At 68.2% G+C, this 14,533-nt stretch carries 16 protein-coding genes; 11 read left to right on the top strand and 5 right to left on the bottom strand.

Going from position 1 to position 14,533, the window contains the following annotated elements; all coding sequences use genetic code 11:
- Positions 1–22 precede the first annotated feature (22 nt).
- Positions 23–1,105 carry a diacylglycerol kinase gene (locus ACFTZB_RS05230; RefSeq protein WP_378430425.1) on the bottom strand — a complete coding sequence of 361 codons (1,083 nt, stop codon included), beginning with the start codon at positions 1,103–1,105 and terminating at the stop codon, positions 23–25.
- A 104-nt stretch (positions 1,106–1,209) separates the two neighbouring features.
- Here ACFTZB_RS05230 and ACFTZB_RS05225 point away from each other — a divergent pair, with 104 nt between their 5' ends.
- From ACFTZB_RS05225 to ACFTZB_RS05195, 7 genes are all read left to right on the top strand, one after another.
- Entirely contained in the window at positions 1,210–2,094 is an 885-nt protein-coding gene (locus tag ACFTZB_RS05225; protein WP_378430424.1) for an aminoglycoside phosphotransferase family protein, read from the top strand.
- An 89-nt stretch (positions 2,095–2,183) separates the two neighbouring features.
- Positions 2,184–2,534 carry a YrdB family protein gene (locus ACFTZB_RS05220; protein ID WP_378430423.1) on the top strand — a complete coding sequence of 117 codons (351 nt, stop codon included), beginning with the start codon at positions 2,184–2,186 and terminating at the stop codon, positions 2,532–2,534.
- Between the two features lie 268 nt (positions 2,535–2,802).
- Positions 2,803–4,035 carry a fatty acid desaturase gene (locus tag ACFTZB_RS05215; RefSeq protein ID WP_378430422.1) on the top strand — a complete coding sequence of 411 codons (1,233 nt, stop codon included), beginning with the start codon at positions 2,803–2,805 and terminating at the stop codon, positions 4,033–4,035.
- The gene (locus ACFTZB_RS05210; RefSeq protein WP_378430421.1) at positions 4,035–4,202 is read left to right on the top strand and encodes a rubredoxin; all 168 of its coding nucleotides are present in this window, start codon (positions 4,035–4,037) and stop codon (positions 4,200–4,202) included. Before ACFTZB_RS05215 ends, ACFTZB_RS05210 begins: the two co-directional genes overlap by 1 nt.
- 1 nt (position 4,203) lies before the next feature.
- Positions 4,204–4,389, top strand: coding sequence for a rubredoxin (locus tag ACFTZB_RS05205; RefSeq protein WP_012689462.1), 186 nt, complete (start codon positions 4,204–4,206; stop codon positions 4,387–4,389).
- Positions 4,386–5,648: an NAD(P)/FAD-dependent oxidoreductase gene (locus ACFTZB_RS05200; RefSeq protein WP_378430420.1), complete on the top strand. Its 1,263-nt coding sequence runs from the start codon at positions 4,386–4,388 to the stop codon at positions 5,646–5,648. Before ACFTZB_RS05205 ends, ACFTZB_RS05200 begins: the two co-directional genes overlap by 4 nt.
- 10 nt (positions 5,649–5,658) lie before the next feature.
- Positions 5,659–6,273, top strand: coding sequence for a TetR family transcriptional regulator (locus tag ACFTZB_RS05195; RefSeq protein ID WP_276143117.1), 615 nt, complete (start codon positions 5,659–5,661; stop codon positions 6,271–6,273).
- A gap of 54 nt (positions 6,274–6,327) precedes the next feature.
- Here ACFTZB_RS05195 and ACFTZB_RS05190 read toward each other — a convergent pair whose 3' ends face one another.
- The 3 genes from ACFTZB_RS05190 to ACFTZB_RS05180 form a co-directional block, all read right to left on the bottom strand.
- Complete coding sequence (locus ACFTZB_RS05190; RefSeq protein ID WP_378430419.1) at positions 6,328–7,506, bottom strand: 4-hydroxybenzoate 3-monooxygenase; 1,179 nt, start codon at positions 7,504–7,506, stop codon at positions 6,328–6,330.
- A 91-nt stretch (positions 7,507–7,597) separates the two neighbouring features.
- The gene (locus ACFTZB_RS05185) at positions 7,598–8,335 is read right to left on the bottom strand and encodes an IclR family transcriptional regulator (RefSeq protein WP_378430418.1); all 738 of its coding nucleotides are present in this window, start codon (positions 8,333–8,335) and stop codon (positions 7,598–7,600) included.
- A 16-nt stretch (positions 8,336–8,351) separates the two neighbouring features.
- Complete coding sequence (locus ACFTZB_RS05180; protein ID WP_378430417.1) at positions 8,352–10,415, bottom strand: acyltransferase family protein; 2,064 nt, start codon at positions 10,413–10,415, stop codon at positions 8,352–8,354.
- Between the two features lie 231 nt (positions 10,416–10,646).
- Between ACFTZB_RS05180 and ACFTZB_RS05175 the strand changes: the two genes are divergently transcribed.
- From ACFTZB_RS05175 to ACFTZB_RS05165, 3 genes are all read left to right on the top strand, one after another.
- Positions 10,647–11,924 (top strand): MFS transporter, encoded by a 1,278-nt coding sequence (locus ACFTZB_RS05175; protein WP_378430416.1) that lies wholly within the window; start codon positions 10,647–10,649, stop codon positions 11,922–11,924.
- A 90-nt stretch (positions 11,925–12,014) separates the two neighbouring features.
- Positions 12,015–12,488 carry a VOC family protein gene (locus ACFTZB_RS05170; RefSeq protein ID WP_124393880.1) on the top strand — a complete coding sequence of 158 codons (474 nt, stop codon included), beginning with the start codon at positions 12,015–12,017 and terminating at the stop codon, positions 12,486–12,488.
- A gap of 26 nt (positions 12,489–12,514) precedes the next feature.
- Positions 12,515–12,907, top strand: a complete 393-nt coding sequence (locus ACFTZB_RS05165; RefSeq protein ID WP_378430415.1) for a VOC family protein — start codon at positions 12,515–12,517, stop codon at positions 12,905–12,907.
- On the opposite strand, the gene aztA is transcribed toward ACFTZB_RS05165, so the two are convergent.
- On the bottom strand, positions 12,888–13,523 hold the full coding sequence (gene aztA, locus ACFTZB_RS05160; protein WP_378430414.1) for a zinc ABC transporter ATP-binding protein AztA: 636 nt from the start codon (positions 13,521–13,523) through the stop codon (positions 12,888–12,890). The two genes, ACFTZB_RS05165 and aztA, sit on opposite strands and share 20 nt — an antisense overlap.
- A gap of 18 nt (positions 13,524–13,541) precedes the next feature.
- Here aztA and aztB point away from each other — a divergent pair, with 18 nt between their 5' ends.
- Positions 13,542–14,396 (top strand): zinc ABC transporter permease AztB, encoded by an 855-nt coding sequence (gene aztB, locus ACFTZB_RS05155; protein WP_378430413.1) that lies wholly within the window; start codon positions 13,542–13,544, stop codon positions 14,394–14,396.
- The last annotated feature ends 137 nt before the right edge of the window (positions 14,397–14,533 follow it).

Genomic DNA, 14,533 nt, shown 5'->3' with positions numbered 1-14,533 from the left:
ACGTCGGGCGGTTAACAAGTACTCACGGGTGCGGAGCACACAACCCGCGACCGGTGACGAGTGGCAGGTCGAGCACGGTCACCAGCCCCGGCTTCGCCTCGACCACCGCGTGCACCGAATTCACCAGGCGCATCGCGGTGACGATCATCCCCGACACGTTGTGGTCGCCGTGCTCGCCGTGGTGGTTGAATTCGACGGTCATCATCGGTTCGCCCGTGATGTCGATGCGGTAGCACCCGTCGCCGCGGGTGGGTTTCGGCCAGTCCGGTTGCTGGTCGGGGTGGGTGCGGGTGACGTGCTCGAGGACAACACGCGGCACTCCGTCGACGGTGCCGACGACTTCGAACCGCACCGCCGCCACTGTCCCCTTCGCGATGTGGCACGACAGGATGTCCAGGTCGTCCTCGGCGGGGATCCGTTCGAACTTCTCGACCAGTGGTTCGTCGAGGGTGAGGTCCAGTCCGGCGGCGATCTGGCGGACGACGCTCCCCCATGCCAGCGACAGCACGCCCGGATGGAACAGCATCGGCGTCTCCTCGACGGGTTTGCCGAAGCCGAAGATCTCGCTCATCACCACCGGCTGGTAGTAGGTGGAGTAGTCGGCGATTTCGGAGCATCGCACCTCGTCGATCCGCTGCGACAGGCTCGTCATGGCCAGCGGGAGAACGTCGTTCGCGAACCCGGGGTCGATGCCGTTCACGTGGAGACTCGCACCTCCCCGCTCGCCGGCACTGCGGATGCGGTCGACGAGTTCGTCCGGGACCACCCCGATCGGGTACTGCAACAGAACCGGACCCGAAGACACGACGTTGATGCCCGCCTCGAGGAAGGAGATCAGGTCCTCGATGGCGTCGAAGATGCGGTCGTCCGTCATCGCGGTGTGCACGATGCAATCCGGCTTCAACGCGAGAAGCGCAGCCCTGTCGTCGGTCGCCGTCACCCCGAGGTCCCGGCCGAGCCCCGCCAGTTCGCCGGCGTCCTTCCCGACCTTCTGCGGGTCGGACACCCACACGCCGACCAGTTCGAGGTCGTCGCGGGCGTCGATGCCTGCGATGGCGTGACGCCCGACCGTACCGGTGGACCATTCGACGACGCGGTAGCTCATGGCTCTCTCCTCGTTCCAGAAGCAGCACCCCTCCCGCGAATGTAACAGGTTCTAGTTTGCGCTGGTGCGCGATTGCAGAACAGTGCGCGAGGCACAATGCGGGTGTGCCGGATCTGGAACTGCCGACGAATCTCGTGCGAGAGATGGCCGAGTTCGACGCCCCCGACGCGCCGCGCCGAACGTGGCTGGCCGACCTCCCTGCCGTCGTCGAAACGGTGAGTCGAGCGTGGTCACTGGACGTCGGTCGCCCGGTCCAACCCGGCGGCGTGACGTCCTGGACGGCGCCGGCACACACCACCGCCAGCGAACGCGTGGTGCTGAAGATCGGCTGGCGACACGACGAGGCGCTGCACGAGGCGGACGGACTCGCGGCGTGGAACGGTTGCGGCGCCGTCCGACTGCTCGACCACCGCGTGCTCGACCACACCACGGCGCTGCTCCTCGAATCCTGCGAACCGGGCACCCCGCTGTCCGACGTCCGGCCGCCCGAGGAACAGGACGTCGTGATTGCCGGGTTGCTGCGCGGGCTGTGGATCGAACCAGCCGCCGACAACCCGTTCCGCCCGCTTGCCGGCATGTGCGACGTGTGGGCCGACGAGTTCGAGGAGAAACTCGCTCGCGCACCGCGCCTGGACCCGGGCCTCGCGCGAACCGGTATGGACCTGTTCCGCGAATTACCGCGGACGGCAACGCAGTCGCGGCTGCTGTGCACGGACCTTCACCCCGACAACGTGCTGTCCGCCGCGCGTGAGCCGTGGCTGATGATCGATCCCAAACCGTATGTGGGGGATCCGACGTACGACGTGCTGCAGCACATGCTCGACCATGTCGACCGCCTCGTCGCCGACCCCGTCGGATTCTCGAACCGGATGGCCGGCCTGCTCGACCTCGACTGCGATCGGCTCCGCCTGTGGCTGTTCGCACGCTGCGTGGAGGGTTCGATCGACGAGCCGCGGCTCTCCCGCGTCGCCGCCTTGCTTCGTCCGTGAGTACTTGTTAACCGCCCGTGGTTAACAAGTACTCACGGGCCCCGGCCTGCACCAGCCTCGCTTCCACTGCACGCATCTAAGCTGGATCGATGAGCGAAGCCGGCGCGCAACGAGTGGGCGCTCTCGACGTCGTGGCGTTCGCCTGTGAGATCGCGATGCTGGTCCTGCTCGCCGTCGCGGGGTGGTCGCTCGCGAACTCGACGGTCGTGCAGGTGGCACTCGCGGTGCTCCTCCCAGTGGCAGCGGCCGTGATCTGGGGCGTCGCGATGGCCCCGAAATCGACCCGACGACTACCCAACCCCGCGCGACTGGTCGCCCAGACCGTGCTGTTCACGGCGACCGGCGTGCTCGTCGCATTCACAGGTCACCAATGGTGGGGGCTGGCCTTCGCCGTCGTGTCGACGGCGACGTTCGCGGCGCGCTCACGCACGCCGGAGTAGAGGACTACCAGCGGTACCCGAGCAGGCCGAGAACGAATTCGAGCCAGTCGGGCAGTCCGGGGTCGCGGAACATCGAGGGCCTCCTTCGCACGGTGAAGCGGTGTCGCAGTGTCTATCGACAGGGGTGACCCCAGTGTTAGAGCGCTGTCCATGTCGGGATTTACAAATAGCTATTTTTGTCTAGACCTTGGATCTAAGTGCGTGTACTGTCCAAATGAGAGTGAGCTGGTTCATACCGCGACAGCTACTGGACGAGGAGGTTCGGACCGTGACGACGTCGGATATCGGCAGGACGACAGAGGAAGCACCACCGGAAGCTTGGCGAGACCGCAAGCGCTACCTGTGGCTGATGGGGTTGATCCCCCCGACCGCGCTGTTCCTCGCCGCGGGACTGGTGTGGGCCTTCACCCAACTCGGATGGTCGGCGGCTGCGCCGGTGTGGTGGTGGATCGGCGCGCTGTTGCTGTTCATCGTGCTCCCGGTGCTCGACAGGTTCTTCGGACCCGACGGCCAGAACCCGCCCGAGGAAGTGATGGAACAGCTCGAGAACGACAGGTACTACCGGTACTGCACGTACGTGTTCATCCCGTTCCAGCTGGCGAGCCTGGTGTTCGCGTGCTACCTCTGGTCGGCGGACAGCCTGTCCTGGCTCGGCATCGATGGCGGCCTCGGGCTGTGGTCGAAGATCGGTGTCGCGTTCAGCGTCGCCGTCATGGGCGGCATCGGCATCAACACCGCCCACGAGATGGGTCACAAGAAGACCGACCTCGAACGCTGGCTGGCCAAGATCACTCTCGCGCAGACCTTTTACGGCCACTTCTACATCGAGCACAACCGCGGACACCATGTCCGGGTCGCGACACCCGAGGACCCGGCGAGTTCACGCTTCGGAGAAAGCTTCTGGGCGTTCCTGCCCCGCAGCGTGTGGGGAAGCCTGAAGTCGTCGTGGGAGCTCGAGAAGACCCGGATGCACCGACTCGGCAAGAGCACGTGGAGCATTCACAACGACGTTCTCAATGCGTGGCTCATGTCGGTGGTGCTGTTCGGCGCGCTCATCGCGATATTCGGCCCGGTCGTCATCCCGTTCCTGATCATCCAGGCCGTCTACGGTTTCTCGCTCCTCGAAACGGTCAACTACCTCGAGCACTACGGCCTGATGCGTCAGAAGACGGCCAGCGGCCGCTACGAGCGCTGCGCACCCGCGCACAGCTGGAACTCCGACCACATCGTGACCAACATCTTCCTGTACCACCTGCAGCGACACAGCGACCACCACGCGAACCCGACGCGGAGGTACCAGACGCTGCGCAGCATGGACGGCGCCCCCAACCTGCCCAGCGGATACGCCAGCATGATCACGCTCGCGTACTTCCCGCCGCTGTGGCGCAAGGTGATGGACCACCGGGTGCTCGACCACTACGACGGCGACATCACCCGCGTGAACATCCAACCCGGCAAGCGCGAGAAGGTTCTGGCCAAGTACGACAGCGGAGTTCGGTGATGGCCGCCTACCAGTGCCCGGTCTGCAACTACGTCTACGACGAAGCGTCCGGCGCACCCCGTGAAGGCTTCCCCGCCGGCACCCCGTGGGCCGACGTGCCCGACGACTGGTGCTGCCCCGACTGCGGGGTCCGCGAGAAGATCGATTTCGAAACGAAGGTGGTATGATATGAGTACCGATTTCAAGCTTTTCCGCTGCGCCCAATGCGGATTCGAGTACGACGAGGCCGAGGGCTGGCCGGAGGACGGCATCGAGCCGGGCACCCGGTGGGACGACATTCCCGACGACTGGTCGTGCCCCGACTGCGGCGCCGCCAAGGCCGATTTCGACATGGTCGAGGTCAGCCGGGCATGAGTCCTTCCACGGAATTGTCGACGGTCGTCATCGTCGGGTCCGGGGTCGCCGGGGCGAGCGCCGCGCAGACGCTCCGCTCGGAAGGTTTCCGCGGGCGCGTCGTCCTGATCGGCGACGAACCCTCGCCCCCGTATCGGCGCCCGACGGTGTCGAAGGATCTGCTGTCGGGTGCCACCGCGGCGGAGAAGACGGCACTGAAGCCCGATTCGTTCTGGACAGAACACGACATCGAACTGATCACCGGTGCAACGGCAGTCGAACTCGACGCACGACGGAAGGTGCTGACGCTCTCGTCCGGCGAGACACTGCACTTCAGCGCGCTGCTGCTCGCGACGGGTGGCAGGGCACGCCGACTCGACGGCGTCTCCGGCGCGGACGTCTTCACCCTTCGGTCGATGGCCGATGCGGATTCGCTTCGGGAGTCGATTCGGCGCACCGGTTCCCTTCTCGTGATCGGCGGTGGTCTCATCGGATGTGAGGTCGCTGCGACGGCGCGGTCGCTGGGCGCGGACGTCACCGTTCTCGAACGGGACCCGTCGCTCCTCAGTCGCATCGTGCCGCCGGACGTCTCGACGATGATCGCCGCCCTGCACTCCGAGAACGACGTGAACATCTGTACGAACGTCACGCTCGCCTCGCTGGACGTGGGCGACGATGGATCCGCCGTGGCCACCGCGGCCGATGGTCGCACCTGGAGTGCGGGGACCGTCCTCGTGTCGGTCGGCACCGTCCCCGAGGTGTCGCTGGCCGTCGCGGCGGGATTGCGGGTCCACAACGGCATCACCGTCGACGGGCTGTTCCGGACGTCGGCCGCCGGCGTCTTCGCCGCCGGTGACGCCGCCAACGTTCCCGGGGCGCGCGGCGACGAGCGGTACCGCTCCGAACATTGGAACGGCGCTCAGGCACAAGGGATTGCCGCCGCGCACTCCATCCTCGGCAAACCCACACCGTTCACGGACGTTCCGTGGGGGTGGTCCACGCAGTACGGCCACACCGTGCAGTTCGCCGGCGCAACCCGGTTCGACGACGACTACGTGGTCCGCGGTTCGATCGCGGATCGCGATTTCACGGCGGTCGCGGTGCGCCAGGACATACCGGTCGGGGCCATCGCCGTGGGCCGTCCGAAAGACCTCCGGACCGTGCGCACGATGATCGCCCGGGGCGGCACCGTCGACCGCGTCGCGTTGGCTGACGAGTCGGTCGCTCTGGCGGACGTGCCCGCCGCCGAGCGGGAAGGCCTGGTAACGCCCGCCCGCTAGCATCGACGTCATGTCCGCACACGACCGCGCCGAGCGGCAGAGCCGGTACCGGCTCGCCGCGACGTCGCTGATGCGGGAGACGACCCTCGATGCGCTGCGGGAACTGCTCCTCGAACGTCCGTGGCCGACGATCACCATGACCGACGTCGCCGTCGCCGCCGGCATGAGCAGGCAGACGATCTACAAGGAGTTCCGCTCGCGGCGCGGCCTGGCGGAGGGATACGCCCTTCGGCTGACCGACAGCCTCGTCACCGTCATCGAGTCCGCGTTGTACGACAACCCCGACGACGTGACAACCGCTCTGCGGCAAGGCTATGCGACGTTCTTCGCACTCAGCGGCGCCGATCCCCTGGTGATGTCGCTGCACCAGGGGCAGGCACCCGAGGATCTGCTGCGCCTGATCACCACGGACAGCGACATCATCATCCGGCCCGCGGCCGAGCGGCTCGCCGAGACGTTGCAGCGGTCGTGGGTGAACGCCTCCCCCGAAGACGCGGACATCCTCGCGCACGCCATCGTCCGGCTTGCCTTGAGTTTCATCGCCAACCCGCCGGAAGACACCGCGACGGCATCGGCGAACACGGCCCGGCTCTTCGCCCCCTTCTTGCGGCTCCGCCACCCGTGAGTACTTGTTAACGTCGGGCGGTTAACAAGTACTCACGGGTGCGGCAGCGCAAAGTCAGCGCAACGGTGTGCCGACGTAGTTCTCCGCGATGAGGGTGCGACCGGCGACGGAGCGGGTGACCATGTCGAGTTCGGCGACCTGCCGCTTGTGGCCGAAGCCGGTGTCGTCGGGGAGGCGGTGCAGCATGGAGGACATCCACCAGGAGAAGTGCTGGGTCCGCCACACGCGCGGGAGGACGCTGTCGGTGTAGCCCTCGAGCCCGGCGCGACTGCGGGTGGCGAAGTACTCGGACATCGCCTCGGACAGGAAGTAGACGTCGGCGATGGCGAGGTTCATGCCCTTCGCGCCGGTGGGGGGCACGGTGTGGGCGGCGTCGCCGGCGAGGAAGAGGTTGCCGTGCTGCATGGGTTCGCACACGAAGCTGCGGAACTGGAGGATCGACTTCTGGAAGATCTTGCCGTCCTTGATCTCTGCGCCTTCGCCGTCGACGCGGGCGTGCAGTTCGGACCAGATGCGGTCGTCGGACCAGTTGTCGACGGAGTCGTCGGGGTCGACCTGCAGGTAGTGCCGCTGGACGTCGGGGGTGCGGGTGCTGATGAGCGCGAAGCCGCGCGGGTGGTTGGCGTAGATCAGTTCCTCGGACGACGGCGGGGCTTCGGCGAGGATGCCGAACCAGGCGAACGGGTACTGCCGGAAGTGGTCGGTGCGCACGGTGGTTTCGGGGATGAGGCCGCGGGTCGTGGTCCGCGAGCCGTCGCAGCCGGCGACGAGTGCGCACGTCAGGGTCTGCTCGTTGCCGTCGGCGTCGACGTACGTGATCTTGGGGTTGTCGGTGGTGTGGCCGTGCACCTGGACGTCGGAGACGCCGAAGCGGATGTCGCCGTCGTCTTCGAGACGCCGGGCGATGAGGTCTTTGAGAACCTCGTGCTGCGGGTAGACGGTGACGGCGCGGCCGCCCGTCAGTTCGTCGAAGTCGATGCGGTGGCCGCGGCCACCGAAGCGCAGTTCGATGCCGTGGTGGGTGAGCCCTTCACGCTTGACGCGGTCGCCGAGTCCGGTGTCGACCATGAGGTCGACGGTGTTCTGCTCGAGCACACCGGCCCGGATGGTGCCCTCCACCTCCTCGCGGGTGCGGCTTTCGAGCACGACGGATTCGATGCCCTTCAGGTGCAGGAGATGGGAGAGCATCAGTCCTGCGGGGCCCCCGCCGACGATCCCGACCTGTGTGTTCATGAGCAGACTCCTCGCGTAGTTCGTGACACCAGTCACTGTCCTTCGAGGAAGCGGCCCGCAACACCCCCACTTTCACTGAGTGAAAGACGAGCTACGCGACGCCACGGGAAATGCCCCGCGCCGCCGCCCGCACAGCCGGGATCAGGGGTGCGGGATCCTTTTCCGCCGGAACCACGACGGACACCGCGGCCACCACCTCACCGGTCGACCGCGACACCGGCGCGGCCACGGCCAGCGTCCCGATGTTGAGGTGCTCGCGGCACGTGACCCACCCGGTCCGGCGGATGTCGTCCAGGGTGCTGCGCAGGCGATGTTCGGTGGTGATTGTCGACGGGGTGAAGCGCTCGAGGCCCGCCGCGAGGACGTCGTCGAGCAGGGCTTTGCCGCCGAACGCCAGCAGCACGAGCCCGCCGCTCGACGCGTGCAGCGGCAGCCGGCCACCCGCCCTGCCGACGACGGTCACGGCCCCGCGCGCCGATAGCCGTTCGATGTACAGCGCCTCGAGATCCTCCCGGACCACGAGTTGCACGTTCTCCCGTGTCGCCTCGTACAGGTCCTCGAGATACGGCAACGCCACCTGCCGCAGCCCGTGGGCGCGGGGTGCGAGCGCACCCAGCTCCCACAGCCGCACCCCGATCTCGTAGTGCCCGTCGTCGACGCGTTCGAGCGCGCCGTTCGCGACGAGCTGACGGCACAGCCGGTGCACGGTCGGCAGCGGCAGCCCGGTGCGACGGCTCAGCTCCGACTGCGACAGCCGCGGACGTTCCGACGTGAACGACCCCAGCACCAGGAAGGCCCGTCCCAGCATGCTGCGGTCGTCTTCGGACATGCCGCCAGTATCCCGGTCACCACCAGCGGGTGGCCATGCCGACCTGCCGGTCCAGTTCGGGGGCGAGGCTCCGGACGTACGTCGCCGACAGGTGGTGCGAATCGTGGTAGACGAGGATGTTTCCCTGCACGACGCGGCAGATCGCCACGTCACAGACGGCGTCGGTGAGGTCGAGGGGATGCACCGACGGCAGGTCGCGGGCCGCCTCGACCGTCGGATTGTCCGGGGCCAGCACGTCGTCGCGGGGCAGTCCGCAACTGTCGGCGTCGCCGCGGTCGGCCAGGCAGTCGACCGCCGAATACGGGACACCGTCGTGGTGCAGCCACGGGGTGTCGCGGATGCCCAGGAACGGGAGCCCGAAATCGGCGAGCCGCTCCCACAGCCCCACGTAGTCGTCGGGGGTGACGTCGCCGGCCCCCTCGTCGTTGGGCCTCGAGGACGTCGAGAACACCCAGTCCGGCCGGTGATCACGCAGCCGGTCGAGGACGTCGCGGGACCAGTCGCCGCAGTCGGGATACGGCTCGCCGGCCAGCAACGGGACGTCCGCGACGGTCAGCGGACACCCCATCTTCAGGTACGTCTCGACGCGGACGCCGCGCTGTTGCCCGATGCGGTCGAGCGCGGGCACCCAGTGTTCGGCGTGGGAACTACCCACCACCGCGATCGTCCGATCGGCGGACGGGTCGCCGTACACGCAGGTGACGACGTCGCGGGTGCTCAGATCGGAAATGCAGCCGTCGAGGGTCGGCTGCGGCAGGTCACCTGGCGCCTCGAGCAGGGTGGGCCGCATGTCGGCGCGCGGCGCGAACAGACCGTCCGTCAGCGACGCCGCGCCGGGATACAGCCACGGGTCCAGCTCGCCGACCCGGGCGGTCGTCTCGGGATTGCGGACGAGGTACGCGTGCCACCCGGACGCCGAGCCGACCACGGCGACGCCGAGCAGCGCGACCAACGCGGTGAGCGCGCGTCCCGGACGGGCCCCGCCCTGGAACCGCGCTTCGAGCAGCCGCTGAGTGAGCCACGCCAGCACCAGCGACACCAGGATCACCGCGAGCCCGCCGAGCGCACCGACCGCGGGCCGCTCCCGCCAGGTGAGGTAGAAGATGAGGATCGGCCAGTGCCACAGGTACAGCGAATAGGCCAGGCCACCGAGTTCGACGAACGGCCGGGACGCCAGCATCCTCACGACCCCCGGTTGGTCGGACGGGCCGGTTCCGGCGAGGATCAGCGCGACCGCCGCGCCCACCGGGATCAGGGCCGCCGGGCCGGGGAACAGGGCGGCGCCGTCGACGAGGAATCCGCACCCGAGTACGACGGCGAACCCCGACATCGCGAGAGCCACCCGCCACCCGCGGGGCAGGTCTACCCGGTGCACGACGAGCGCGAGCAGTGCGCCCGCGAGCAACTCCCACAGTCGCGCGAACGTGTCGAAGTACGCCCACGACTGCCGGTTCTGCGACAGCGCCGCGGCGTAGCCGAACGACACCAGGAACCCCGCACCGAGGATGCCGCCGAGCAGGGGCCGCACGAGACCGGTCCGGCGCCGGCACGTCCAGGCCACCCCCGCGACGACGGCGAGCGCGAGCACGTAGAACTGCCCCTGCACGGACATCGACCACAGGTGCTGCAGCGGACTGACCGACGCGTCGGCGGCAGCGTAGTCGGAGGCGGTCCGGGCCAGCTGCCAGTTCTGCACGTACAGCAGCGACGCGAGGAGTTGATCCGCGATCCCGGACCACTGCGTGAATGGCCGCTGCACGACGGTGACGACAGCCGTCGCGGCCGCCACCACCACCAGCGCGGGCAGCAGTCGCCGGGCGGTGCGCCGCAGGACGGCGGCGATGGACAGACCGGAGTTCGCATCCACGCGGCGCACGAGCATGCCGGTGAAGAAGAACCCGGAGAGCACCAGGAAGATGTCGACGCCGCCGGACACCCGCCCGAACCACACGTGATAGACGACGACCAGGGCGATCGCGATGCCGCGCAGTCCGTCGAGGTCGTACCGGTAGCCGCCGGCCGTCGACGGGGACGCGGCGGCGCGCGGACGGCTGGTAGCCACCTGGTGGTTGGTTCTCACAGTCCGTCCTGGCTCATCGACTCGGTACCCGGTCGATTATCCACACAGGGTTTACCAAGCCTTGACCAACCGGCGGTGATGTTGGGCGCACGCCCAGGGTCGGCGGACCGCCCGCCTGTGGAGTGGCCATGTTTGACAGGCAACTATGGCGCGCCACACAATGAGTGCGCTTATAGAACCAGGGTTCGCATCGCGAACACCCTGTGGAGATCACCGAATGTCGAGGACATCATGACCACTTCCCAACGAAGCGCCGCCCGCGCCTCCACCGCCCTCTGGGTCGCGCCCCTCTGCTGGGTGGCCGTGCTGCTCGACGGCTTCGACCTGGTCGTCCTCGGCGCCGTCATCCCGTCCCTCCTCGACTACGAGGACTGGGATCTGACCACCGGAACGATCACGTTCATCTCGACGTTCGGCCTGGTCGGCATGACCATCGGCGCGCTGGTCATCGGCACGCTCACGGACGTCATCGGACGCAGGCGGGCCCTCCTGTACGCGGTGGCCGCGTTCTCCGTTCTCACCCTTCTCTGCGCGGTCGCGCCCAACCCATTCCTGTTCGGGTTGTTCCGCTTCCTCGCGGGTGTCGGTCTCGGCGGCGCGCTGCCGACCGCGCTCGCCCTCGTCAACGAGTTCTCGAAGAAACAGGGCGGCGGCTCCGCCTCGACGCTACTGATGACCGGTTACCACGTCGGCGCCGTCGCGACCGCGGCGCTGGCGATCGTGCTGATCGAACCGTTCGGCTGGCGTTCGATGTTCGTCGTCGGCGCCCTGCCCGCGGCGGTCCTGATTCCGCTGATGCTGCGCTACCTCCCCGAATCCCCGTCGTACCTGCTGGCGCACGGCAAGCGCGCCGAGGCGGAGGCCGTCGCGAAGCAGTACGGCCTGGAACTGGAGGCCGCCCCGGTCGCCGACGCTCCCGTCGCGGCGGCGGCCAACCCGGTGCGTGCCCTGTTCTCCCGACCGTTCCTGCGCAACAGCATCGCCATCTGGGTCACCTCGTTCATGGGACTGCTGCTCGTCTACGGCCTCAACACGTGGCTGCCGACGATCATGCGCGAGGCGGGCTACAACCTCGGCGCGTCGCTGACGTTCCTGCTGATCCTCAACGCCGGCGCGGTGGTCGGACTGCTGATCGCGGGCGGCGTCGCCAACAAGATCGGCCCGCGCACCGCGGCCGTCATCTGGTTCGCGGGCGCCGCCGTGTTCCTCGCCCTGCTCAGCGTCAAGGTGTCGTTCGGAATCTACGCCCTGGTGTTCCTCGCGGGCTGCTTCGTGTTCAGCGCACAGGTTCTCGTCTACGCGTTCACGAGCGCCAACCACCCGCCGCAGATCCGTGCGACCGCTCTCGGCTGGTCGGCGGGTGTCGGCCGGGTCGGCGCGATCTGCGGCCCCATCCTCGGCGGCGTCCTGCTCGGCGCCGGCTACGCGGTCCCGTGGGGGTTCTACGCTTTCGCCCTGGTCGGACTGCTCGGAGCGATCGCCATCTCGTCCACCCGGACGGTGCGCTGAACACCTGAGGGCGGTCCGATGAGTTTCGGGCGCGGGCGCGGTCTATATCGGCGAGGATGAACCGACGAGGACCCGCGAGAGGAACGCGCCATGAAACCCATCACCCCCTGTCTCTGGTTCGACACTCGAGGCGAAGAGGCCGCGAAGTTCTACACCTCCCTGTTTCCGAACTCGCGGATCACGGAGGTCACCCACTACGGCCCGAACACTCCCGGCCCGGAGGGTCAGGTGCTGACCGTGTCCTTCGAGATCAACGGACAACCGTTCATCGCGCTCAACGGAGGCCCGCAGTTCACGTTCGACGAGGCCATCTCCTTCGAGATCCTGTGCGCCGACCAGGAAGAAGTGGACCGGTACTGGGACGCCTTCACCGACGGCGGCGAGGAAAGCCAATGCGGTTGGGTCAAGGACCGTTTCGGGGTGTCCTGGCAGGTGGTCCCGGAGCGGCTGTACGAACTCATGCGCGACCCCGACGACGCGAAGGCGCAGCGTGCCATGCAGGCGATGCTGAAGATGCGCAAGCTCGACGTCGCCGAACTCGAGAAGGCAGCCGAGCAGGCGTGACGCCTGCCGACGGGGAGGTGGACGGCATGACCGAAGACGGCAAGACCCACATCAACGGGGTGCACACGGTCGCGGTTCCCGTGACCGATCAGGATCGGTCACTCGAATTCTATGTGGGCACACTCGGTTTCGAGCGTCGCATGGATGCGGAGTTCAGCCCCGGCCAGCGCTGGGTGGAGGTGGCGCCGCCGGGTTCGGCGACGTCGATCGCGCTCGTGCCGACCCGTGACGGTGTCCCGGTGGGCGTCGAGACGGGCATCCGGCTCACCACCTCGGACGCCGACGCCGACCATGCCACCCTGTCGGCAGGCGGCGTCGACATGGATGCGGAGGTTCTGCGGATGGGCGACTACGTGCCGCCCATGTTCTACTTCCGCGATCCGGACGGCAACAAACTCGTCATCGTCGAAGTGGGGTGAGCGGCATCCCCGCCGACAGGGTCAGCACCTGATCGGCGCGTTCCGCGTCGCCGGAGTCGTGTGTGGCCACGACGACGATCGCACCCCGCGCGGCCTCTTCTCCGACGACATCGCCGATCACCGCGCGGGCGTGCGCGTCGAGTCCGGTGGTGGGCTCGTCGAGGAGCAGCAGGTCGCCGCGTTGCACGAGCGCCTGCGCGAGCAGGGCGCGTTGACGCTGCCCGCCCGAGAGCGCGCCGATCGGCCGCGCGCCGAGATCCGCGAGACCCAGCCTGGACAGTGCCGCGTCGACGGTGTCGCGGTCGCCGGGGGTGAGCCGCCGCCACACTCCACGCCGTTGCCAGGCGCCCATGGCCACCACCTCACGCACGGTCAGCGGTAGCTGTTCGCTCACCGCATGTCGTTGCGGCACATACGCCGTGCGCAGCCCGTCCGTGCCGTCGATCCGCCCCGACGTGACACGCGCGATGCCGGCGAGGCACTGCAGGAGTGTCGACTTCCCCGAACCGTTGTGCCCCACCACGGCCGTGACGGTGCCCGGCGTGAGGCACACACTCACACCGTTCAACGCCGGGGTCGATCCGTATCGAACCGCGATTTCGCTTACGACAATCATTATCGTTAGATTAGCAGAGTGGAATGGCTACTCGACCCCCTGACGGTGTCCTTCGTCCAGCGCGCCCTGTTCGCGGGCATGCTGGTGTCCGTCCTGTGCGGACTCGTCGGCACGTGGGTCGTGTTGCGGGGCATGGCCTTCATGAGCGAGGCCATCTCGCACGGCATGCTGCCCGGCGTGGCCGTCGCCTATCTCGCGGGCGCCAATCTCCTCGTCGGCGCGGCCGCCAGCGCGATCGTCATGATCCTCGGCGTCGCGTGGGTGTCGAAGAACTCGCGACTGTCCGAGGACACCGGGATCGGCCTGCTGTTCGTCGGCATGCTCGCACTGGGTGTCGTGATCGTCTCGCGCGCACGATCGTTCGCGGTCGATCTCACCGCCTTCCTCTTCGGTGACGTCCTGTCCGCGACAGTCGGCGACCTGATCTGGCTCGCCGCGGCGGCCGCGGTCGCCGGGATCGTCTCGGTGCTCGCGTACCGCCCGTTCGTCGCCCTCGTCTTCGACGAACGCAAGGCCCACACCCTCGGGCTGCGGCCGCGGTGGGCGCACCTCGCCCTGCTCGCGCTGGTGGTCCTCGCCGTGGTCGCGTCGTTCCGCATCGTCGGCACCCTGCTCGTGTTCGGACTCCTCGTCGCGCCGTCGGCCACCGCGGCGCTGTTCGGCAGGTCGATCGGCGCCACGATGGCCATTGCCGTGCTGCTCGGCTGGTCCGCGACGCTCACCGGACTGATCGTGTCGTGGAACGCCGACACCGCCGCGGGCGCGACGATCGCCGGGCTCGCCGTCCTCCAATTCTTCGTCGCCGCCGTCATCCGGTCGGCATCGCGACGACTCCGACCTGCCGTGTCACCCACTCCGATACCCGTTCGATAGATGGAGAGCCCGAATGCCGAACACCACCCTCGCCCGCGCAGCGATCGCCGCGGTCGCCGCGTTGACCGTCGGCGCCTGCGCGTCCCCACCGGAGGAGGCGACCTCCCCCGGCGGCCGGAGCCGGCCGGGTAGCGACC

The sequence above is a fragment of the Rhodococcus sp. NPDC057014 genome (assembly GCF_042673295.1).
In the GTDB taxonomy this organism is placed as follows: domain Bacteria; phylum Actinomycetota; class Actinomycetes; order Mycobacteriales; family Mycobacteriaceae; genus Rhodococcus_F.
This window is presented reverse-complemented; position numbering and strand designations above follow the sequence as displayed.

Coding starts and splice junctions, on each gene's coding strand:
- ACFTZB_RS05175 (WP_378430416.1), top strand. CDS start 10,647: ATGACCACTTCCCAACGAAGCGCCGCCCGCGCCTCCACCGCCCTCTGG.
- ACFTZB_RS05170 (WP_124393880.1), top strand. CDS start 12,015: ATGAAACCCATCACCCCCTGTCTCTGGTTCGACACTCGAGGCGAAGAG.
- ACFTZB_RS05205 (WP_012689462.1), top strand. CDS start 4,204: ATGAGTACCGATTTCAAGCTTTTCCGCTGCGCCCAATGCGGATTCGAG.
- ACFTZB_RS05220 (WP_378430423.1), top strand. CDS start 2,184: ATGAGCGAAGCCGGCGCGCAACGAGTGGGCGCTCTCGACGTCGTGGCG.
- ACFTZB_RS05195 (WP_276143117.1), top strand. CDS start 5,659: ATGTCCGCACACGACCGCGCCGAGCGGCAGAGCCGGTACCGGCTCGCC.
- ACFTZB_RS05190 (WP_378430419.1), bottom strand. CDS start 7,506: ATGAACACACAGGTCGGGATCGTCGGCGGGGGCCCCGCAGGACTGATG.
- ACFTZB_RS05210 (WP_378430421.1), top strand. CDS start 4,035: ATGGCCGCCTACCAGTGCCCGGTCTGCAACTACGTCTACGACGAAGCG.
- ACFTZB_RS05185 (WP_378430418.1), bottom strand. CDS start 8,335: ATGTCCGAAGACGACCGCAGCATGCTGGGACGGGCCTTCCTGGTGCTG.
- ACFTZB_RS05230 (WP_378430425.1), bottom strand. CDS start 1,105: ATGAGCTACCGCGTCGTCGAATGGTCCACCGGTACGGTCGGGCGTCAC.
- ACFTZB_RS05165 (WP_378430415.1), top strand. CDS start 12,515: ATGACCGAAGACGGCAAGACCCACATCAACGGGGTGCACACGGTCGCG.
- ACFTZB_RS05200 (WP_378430420.1), top strand. CDS start 4,386: ATGAGTCCTTCCACGGAATTGTCGACGGTCGTCATCGTCGGGTCCGGG.
- aztA (WP_378430414.1), bottom strand. CDS start 13,523: ATGATTGTCGTAAGCGAAATCGCGGTTCGATACGGATCGACCCCGGCG.